The sequence below is a fragment of the Rugamonas rubra genome (assembly GCF_900114705.1).
Lineage (GTDB): Bacteria > Pseudomonadota > Gammaproteobacteria > Burkholderiales > Burkholderiaceae_D > Rugamonas > Rugamonas rubra.
Map to the genome: position 1 here is coordinate 1 of NZ_FOTW01000059.1, position 6,443 is coordinate 6,443.

Below are 6,443 nucleotides of genomic sequence, written 5' to 3' on the forward strand. Positions count from 1 at the left end.
ACCGTGCTCACCTCGGCCGGCGACCTGCTCAACCAGGGCGGCGCGGTGCGCGGTAACGCGCTCGAGCTGACGGCCGGCGGCGACATCGTCAACCAGACGCTGAGCATCAAGCAGGAATACGGCGGCAGCCGGCCGGGCAGCGTCATCAGCGGCAGCTTCACCTCGCTGTCGAACCAGGCCAGCATCGTCGCCACGGGCGCGCTGACGCTGGCCGCAGGGCGCGACGTGGCCGACACCGGCGGCCTCATCCGCGCCGCCGGCGCCAGCGTCACGGCCGGGCGCGACATCGCCTTCAACACCGTGCAGACGGGCGGCAGTTCCGAGTGGAAGGCCTCCGGCTTCACCGGCTCGAGCAGCGGCGTCAACCACCAGGCCAGCCAGCTGAACAGCAGCGGCGACCTGACCATGAAGGCCGGCCGCGACCTGGCGCTGAGCGGCACCCAGGCCGCCGCCGGCGGCAAGGGCGTGCTCGAGGCCGGGCGCGCGCTGAGCGTGGCGGCGGTCAAGAACGAGAGCCGGCTGGACGTCAGCAACGACGCGCGCAGCAAGACCTACGACAAGGCGATCGTGCATGACGAGACGGTGGCCGGCGCCGCCGTCTCGGCCGGCGGCGACCTGAGCCTGAAGGCCGGCACCAAGGAGACCGGCGCCTTGAGCCTGGTCGCCAGCGGCGTGGCCGGCGGCGGCAAGGTCGAGCTACGCGCCACGGGCGACGTCGCCATCACCCAGCTGCAGGAGGAGCACCTGCTTGACACGGCCAGCCACCGCGAGTGGAAGAGCACGTTCAAGAAGGGCAGCAGCGACAGCGCCGACTACAGCGCCAGCAGCCACGTGGTGGGCAGCAGCGTGACGGGCGCCGGCGTGGCGGTGCACTCGGGCGGGGACATCGCCGTCACCGCCAGCCAGCTGACGGCGACGGAAGCGCTGACGCTCGACGCCGGCCGCGACCTGCTGATCGCCAGCGCCGAGCAGAGCGGCAGCGAGCGGCACAGCTCGCAGGTCAAGCAGAGCGGCTTCAGCCTCAACCTGTCGACCGGCATCGGCTACAGCAAGAGCCAGGACGACAAGCGCGGCAACGGCGACACGGTGCGGCAGATCGGCAGCGTGCTCAGCGGCGGCAGCATCGCCGCCACCAGCGGGCGCGACACGCTGGTCAAGGCCAGCACGGTGGTGGCCGACGGAAAGGTCAGCATCAACGCCAAGGGCGACCTGAGCATCGTCAGCGCGGCCGACCGCGACACGGGCGACTACGCCACCAGCAGCAAGAAGTCGGGCACCATCGGCAGCAACTTCCAGCCGGCCATCGGCACCGTCAAGACCACCACCGACGGCAAACACGCCAACAGCACCCAGGTCGGCAGCCAGGTCGCCAGCCTGGGCGGCGACGTCGAGCTGACGGCGGGCGGGCGCTACACGCAGACGGCCAGCCAGGTCAAGGCGCCCGGGGGCGACATCGCCATCACGGCCAAGGACGTGCTGGTCAACGCCGGGTTCAGCACCAGCGACAGCAGCGACCACACGACCTACGCCAAGACGGCGATCGGCGGCACGGTCAGCTCGCCGCTGATCTCGGCGGTGCAAAGCGTCAACAGCATGGTCTCCGCCGCCAAGAACACCAAGGACACGCGGATGCAGGCGCTGGCGGCGGTGAACATCGCCGATACGCTCATGTCGCCGGAGGCGCTGGCCGACGCGGGCAAGCTCGCCAACGGCAATCTGACCGGACTGAAGGTCAGCGTCAGCCTGGGCAACTCCAAGGCCGAGAGCAACAGCGTGCAGAGCGCCCGTGTCGCGGTGGGCTCGACCATCGACGCCGGCGGCAGCGTCAGCATCAAGGCCACCGGCGGCGGAAACGACAGCAACATCACCGCCGTCGGCGGCGACATCAACGCCGGCAAGGACGTGACATTGATCGCCGACAACAAGGTGAGCCTGCTGGCAGCCGAAAGCACGGCCAGCCAGCACAGCACCAACAACTCCAGCGGCGCCAGCATCGGCGTTGGTTTCGCCGTTGGCGGCCAGCAGAACGGCTTCACGGTGGACTTCGCCGTCAACAAGGCGCGCGGCAACGCCGACGGTGACGACCTGGGCCACGTCAACAGCCATGTCAACGCCGGCAACCTGGTGGTCCTGAGCAGCGGCGGCGACACCACGCTGAAGGGCGGCGTGGTCGCCGGCAAGACGGTGGTGGCCAATGTTGGCGGCGACCTGAAGATCGAGAGCCTGCAGGACCGCAGCACCTACGACAGCAAGCAGGTCAGCGCCGGGCTCGGCCTTAGCGTCTGCGTTCCGCCGGCCTGCTACGGCATGAGTGGCAGTGTCAACTACAGCCAAAGCAAGGTCAAGGGTGACTACCTCAGCGTGCTCGAGCAGAGCGGCATCACGGCCGGCGACGGCGGCTTCCAGGTCAACGTCGAGGGCAACACGGACTTGAAGGGCGGGTTGATGAGCAGCAGCGCGGCGGCGGTCGACGCGGCGCGCAACGTCCTGATGACCGGCAGCCTGACGGCGAGCGAACTGAAGAACAAGGACAACTACAGCGCCAGCGGCTTCGGCGTGTCCGCCTCGGTCAGCAGCGTGACGAACAAGCCCAAGGACAACGACGTGACCAACGTCGGCAAGCCGGGCGCGACCGGCGGGATCGGCGGCGCCAGCGGCAGCCAAGCCAGCACGACGCTCAGTGGTATTAGCGGCGGGCTGATTGCGATTTTGGATCAAACCATGCAGGCGGGAACTGGCAAGGATGCTGGGGCTGTATTAAATAGCATCGCCAGCGACGTGACGACGGAAAATGCCGCCGACAAGGCGGGCAAGCTCGGCAAGGTTTGGGACGCGGCGCAGTTACAAAAGGATATGCAGGCGCAAGTGGCGATTACCCAGGCCTTCAGCGCGCAGGCGCCGAAGGCGATCGCCAAGTACGCGGACGACCGAATCATCGATATCAAGGGGCAGATTGCGAAAGAAACGGATCCGGCTAAAGTCGCCTCACTTAATGCCGAACTCGTGAGATGGGATGAAGGTGGGGCGTACCGCACGGCCTTGCACGCGACAGCTGGTGCCTTGACGGGTGGATTAAGCGGGGCTGCTGGCGCATTGACTAGTGCGGCGTCTGCCAATCTGATGATGGATCTTCAGGAGCGTGCGCAGGCGGCGTTGGAGGCGCAGGGGCTCAGTCACGAGCAGGCCGGTTTGCTTGCGCAGGGGGTGGCGGAGCTGACATCGCTGGGGGTGGGGGCAGTGGTTGGTGGGAATGCGGGCGCTTTGACGGCGTTGACGACCGATACCAATAATCGAATGCTGAGCCAGAACGACAAGTTGGTTGCGAAGCGGCTAGCGAAAATCGGTGGAGAAAAACTAACGGAGAAGGAACTGCTCGCGAAGGAACAGGAAATACTCACCGCCTTGCGCGCTGCCGGTTTGAAAGACAGCAAAGGAAACATCATCGTTCAAGAAGGCAACCGTGAGCTGTTTGTTAACGTGAATGGAGTACTTGTTGATCCGTCTAGCGGGAGACTTGCAGCTGATAAATTGAGGGACGGAGACTTCGGCAGCATGCGGGGAAACGGTCCGGGGACCTTGATTGAAGACAAACCCACCACGCCGAGCAATGAATTGATGGCCTTTATCATTGCCAATACTGGTGGCAAGGATAGTCCGTATGTGCTAACACCGGCAAAGACGTACTTGACCAGTAGCTCGTTGCCCCCTGCGCCTCCTGGGACGACGCGCGTATCTGTGACAGTAGAAAACGCAGTCTATTTCCCGTTGGTTGCCTCCTGTCCGGCGGTTAGCTGCACAAATGGTGATCCGATTGCCAATGCTATACCGGATGCGGCAACTAAGGCTTACAATGATGCCGTTGCTCGAAAGTCTGAAAAGGACTTCAACATCGTCACTGCAGTGCTCGGCGTAGGTGGTGCTGCTGCACGGGGCGTCAGCACGCTAACGGAATTAGGAAGTGCGACGGCGGCGGCGCGGAATGCGGTTTGGGCAAGGGTAAATAGTTCAGCACCAAATATTGTCTACCGTGCACTAACACCTGAGGATGCCGTCTCAATTGAGGCTGGTCTTGGTCTGGCGGCAAAAGCACCAAGTGGAACGTGGACGGCGGCCGAACATGTTGCTAACGCGGGCCCGAATACAGGTGGTGCGGCAGCGAACAGCCCTTGGATATCCACGAGTCGATTGCTTGATGTTGCCAAGAGTTATGAAAGTGGAAATGGCATAGTTGCTATTGATCTGAGTAAGGTTGGGTCGTTCCGAGCCGAGGTTTGGCAGACTGCTCCCCGAGTAAATGGGGTTACTGGGATTCCATATTTTCGCTCGATATGGGCACAGGAAGTAACTATTTTCCAAGAAATTCCACAGAACGCAATTATTAGTGCCACTGGAAAAAAATGAATGATTTAGAATTTGTTCAAGAGGATTTTAAGGAGAAAGTCGGAAGCTTTATTTTGGCAGTCCAGACAATGAAAATTGTAGATTATAAGGTCGCTCAGGATGTTGTATGCCAATCGAAATTGTTGGCCAGGCTTCTTAAAGATAAGGAATTGGTTTCCAAGTCTATACTTAATGAATTGTATACGGCGGCTAGGATGTTGCGAACGGAAGCGCCATTTATTAAAGGTCATTCGGACGCGCTTGTTGAAATGGCAGAGCAGCTGGAGTTGACTTTTTATCTTATTCTTCGTGGCGAATGTCATGATGATAGAGTTTCTGGTGTGCCAAGGGTTATTTAGTGAATTTTTATAAAGTTAATGAATGGAAAGTTCAAATAGTGGTCGGCAGTTCGTTAAGTCCCTGCATATTCCAGAAAGGATTGAATTGTCGGGATTTGAAGCTGCGGATGACAGTGTTCATATGCTTGAATGGATGGGGCGAGGAAGTGGCTTTCGCCAGTTTGTTATTAATGATATTGAGGTTGAGCTATATTCGCAAAATGCGAATGCGCAACTCTTATCCGTGAACTGTAAGGCGAAACCAAATTTTGAAACGACGATGAAGGTCGATGAAAATACGCAAAATGGCGTGGTGACTCGGTTATTTGTGAAATTCCCGATCTCTTTGCGTGTTCGGACGGCCAACACTACCATATGGAGATTGGATGTCGAACATAGCTATCAAGCAACCAATATCGACGTGCCTGGCGAGTTTCAGCTTAGGTTGAATTTTGCGATTATTGGAAATCAAATTGAAGCGTGACCTTGGGAAAGCAGAAAAGGCTTAGGTGTCAAGTTTCGCGCGATCCTGACCCTCGCCGCGCAACGGCGCCAGCGACGACAGCCGCTACAAGGAGTTGCTCAACAGCGGCATCAGCTATGCCAAGGAATACGGCCTGCGGCCCGGAATTTCGCTCAGCGCCGAGCAGGTCGCCCACCTGACCAGCGACATCGTCTGGCTGGAAAGCCGGAACGTCGTGCTGCCCGACGGCAGCAGCGACACCGTGCTGGTGCCCAAGGTCCACCTGGCCCACGCCGGCGCCGGCGCCGTCAAAGCGGGCGGCGCGCTGGTCACCGGGGAGGGCGTCGAGATCGAGACCACCGAGGGCGGCATCGTCAACCGTGGCGGCCTGATCGACGGCGCCAACGGCCGCACCGTGCTCACCTCGGCCGGCGACCTGCTCAACCAGGGCGGCGCGGTGCGCGGTAACGCGCTCGAGCTGAAGGCCGGCGGCGACATCGTCAACCAGACGCTGAGCATCAAGCAGGAATACGGCGGCAGCCGGCCGGGCAGCGTCATCAGCGGCAGCTTCACCTCGCTGTCGAACCAGGCCAGCATCGTCGCCACGGGCGCGCTGACGCTGGCCGCAGGGCGCGACGTGGCCGACACCGGCGGCCTCATCCGCGCCGCCGGCGCCAGCGTCACGGCCGGGCGCGACATCGCCTTCAACACCGTGCAGACGGGCGGCAGTTCCGAGTGGAAGGCCTCCGGCTTCACCGGCTCGAGCAGCGGCGTCAACCACCAGGCCAGCCAGCTGAACAGCAGCGGCGACCTGACCATGAAGGCCGGCCGCGACCTGGCGCTGAGCGGCACCCAGGCCGCCGCCGGCGGCAAGGGCGTGCTCGAGGCCGGGCGCGCGCTGAGCGTGGCGGCGGTCAAGAACGAGAGCCGGCTGGACGTCAGCAACGACGCGCGCAGCAAGACCTACGACAAGGCGATCGTGCATGACGAGACGGTGGCCGGCGCCGCCGTCTCGGCCGGCGGCGACCTGAGCCTGAAGGCCGGCACCAAGGAGACCGGCGCCTTGAGCCTGGTCGCCAGCGGCGTGGCCGGCGGCGGCAAGGTCGAGCTACGCGCCACGGGCGACGTCGCCATCACCCAGCTGCAGGAGGAGCACCTGCTGGACCTGGCCAGCCACCGCGAGTGGAAGAGCACGTTCAAGAAGGGCAGCAGCGACAGCGCCGACTACAGCGCCAGCAGCCACGTGGTGGGCAGCAGCGTGA

Annotated in this window: 5 protein-coding genes; 4 read left to right on the forward strand and 1 reads right to left on the reverse strand. The window is 62.4% G+C overall.

The genetic code is table 11. The annotated features are described in order from the left end of the window. A partial coding sequence (locus BM252_RS31520; RefSeq protein WP_217429991.1) for a hypothetical protein occupies positions 1-236 on the reverse strand: 236 nt, incomplete at its 3' end. Here BM252_RS31520 and BM252_RS29570 point away from each other — a divergent pair. The 4 genes from BM252_RS29570 to BM252_RS29575 form a co-directional block, all read left to right on the forward strand. Beyond that, entirely contained in the window at positions 226-4,401 is a 4,176-nt protein-coding gene (locus BM252_RS29570) for a hemagglutinin repeat-containing protein (RefSeq protein ID WP_217429992.1), read from the forward strand. The two genes, BM252_RS31520 and BM252_RS29570, sit on opposite strands and share 11 nt — an antisense overlap. Next, a complete protein-coding gene (locus BM252_RS30725) occupies positions 4,398-4,739 on the forward strand; it encodes a hypothetical protein (protein ID WP_139236823.1) in 342 nt (113 codons plus the stop codon). Before BM252_RS29570 ends, BM252_RS30725 begins: the two co-directional genes overlap by 4 nt. 22 nt (positions 4,740-4,761) lie before the next feature. Continuing rightward, on the forward strand, positions 4,762-5,202 hold the full coding sequence (locus BM252_RS30730; protein WP_139236824.1) for a hypothetical protein: 441 nt from the start codon (positions 4,762-4,764) through the stop codon (positions 5,200-5,202). Positions 5,203-5,296: 94 nt separating this feature from the next. Then, a partial coding sequence (locus BM252_RS29575; protein ID WP_174900730.1) for a hemagglutinin repeat-containing protein occupies positions 5,297-6,443 on the forward strand: 1,147 nt, incomplete at its 3' end.